Below are 1,787 nucleotides of genomic sequence, written 5' to 3' on the forward strand. Positions count from 1 at the left end.
TGATGCGGTAGAGGAGCGTTCTGTAAGCCTGTGAAGGTGAGTTGAGAAGCTTGCTGGAGGTATCAGAAGTGCGAATGCTGACATGAGTAACGACAATGCGAGTGAAAAACTCGCACGCCGAAAGACCAAGGTTTCCTGCGCAACGTTAATCGACGCAGGGTTAGTCGGTCCCTAAGGCGAGGCTGAAAAGCGTAGTCGATGGAAAACAGGTTAATATTCCTGTACTTCCAGTTATTGCGATGGAGGGACGGAGAAGGTTAGGCCAGCCTGGCGTTGGTTGTCCAGGTTTAAGGTGGTAGGCTGAAATCTTAGGCAAATCCGGGATTTCAAGGCCGAGAGCTGATGACGAGTTGCCTTTAGGCGACGAAGTGGTTGATACCATGCTTCCAAGAAAAGCTCCTAAGCTTCAGATAACTGGGAACCGTACCCCAAACCGACACAGGTGGTTAGGTAGAGAATACCAAGGCGCTTGAGAGAACTCGGGTGAAGGAACTAGGCAAAATGGCACCGTAACTTCGGGAGAAGGTGCGCCGGCGAGGGTGAAGGACTTGCTCCGTAAGCCCATGCCGGTCGAAGATACCAGGCCGCTGCGACTGTTTATTAAAAACACAGCACTCTGCAAACACGAAAGTGGACGTATAGGGTGTGACGCCTGCCCGGTGCCGGAAGGTTAATTGATGGGGTTAGCGCAAGCGAAGCTCTTGATCGAAGCCCCGGTAAACGGCGGCCGTAACTATAACGGTCCTAAGGTAGCGAAATTCCTTGTCGGGTAAGTTCCGACCTGCACGAATGGCGTAACGATGGCGGCGCTGTCTCCACCCGAGACTCAGTGAAATTGAAATCGCTGTGAAGATGCAGTGTATCCGCGGCTAGACGGAAAGACCCCGTGAACCTTTACTATAGCTTTGCACTGGACTTTGAATTTGCTTGTGTAGGATAGGTGGGAGGCTTTGAAGTGGGGACGCCAGTTCTCATGGAGCCATCCTTGAAATACCACCCTGGCAACTTTGAGGTTCTAACTCAGGTCCGTTATCCGGATCGAGGACAGTGTATGGTGGGTAGTTTGACTGGGGCGGTCTCCTCCCAAAGAGTAACGGAGGAGTACGAAGGTGCGCTCAGACCGGTCGGAAATCGGTCGTAGAGTATAAAGGCAAAAGCGCGCTTGACTGCGAGACAAACACGTCGAGCAGGTACGAAAGTAGGTCTTAGTGATCCGGTGGTTCTGTATGGAAGGGCCATCGCTCAACGGATAAAAGGTACTCCGGGGATAACAGGCTGATACCGCCCAAGAGTTCATATCGACGGCGGTGTTTGGCACCTCGATGTCGGCTCATCACATCCTGGGGCTGAAGCCGGTCCCAAGGGTATGGCTGTTCGCCATTTAAAGTGGTACGCGAGCTGGGTTTAGAACGTCGTGAGACAGTTCGGTCCCTATCTGCCGTGGACGTTTGAGATTTGAGAGGGGCTGCTCCTAGTACGAGAGGACCGGAGTGGACGAACCTCTGGTGTTCCGGTTGTCACGCCAGTGGCATTGCCGGGTAGCTATGTTCGGAAGAGATAACCGCTGAAAGCATCTAAGCGGGAAACTTGCCTCAAGATGAGATCTCACTGGGATCTTGAATCCCCTAAAGGGCCGTCGAAGACTACGACGTTGATAGGTTGGGTGTGTAAGCGCTGTGAGGCGTTGAGCTAACCAATACTAATTGCCCGTGAGGCTTGACCATATAACACCCAAGCAATTTGCGCACGAAAGCCAAATTGTGGTGGTGAAGACGAAATAACCGAAA

General features: G+C 52.4%; 1 rRNA gene. It reads left to right on the forward strand.

The features are described 5' to 3' along the window. Positions 1-1,724, forward strand: a 23S ribosomal RNA gene (locus tag ACNFBR_RS29175); the annotation flags it as partial. Between the last annotated feature and the right edge of the window lie 63 nt (positions 1,725-1,787).

The sequence above is a fragment of the Pseudomonas sp. NY11955 genome, assembly GCF_048068035.1.
Taxonomy (GTDB): Bacteria; Pseudomonadota; Gammaproteobacteria; order Pseudomonadales; family Pseudomonadaceae; genus Aquipseudomonas.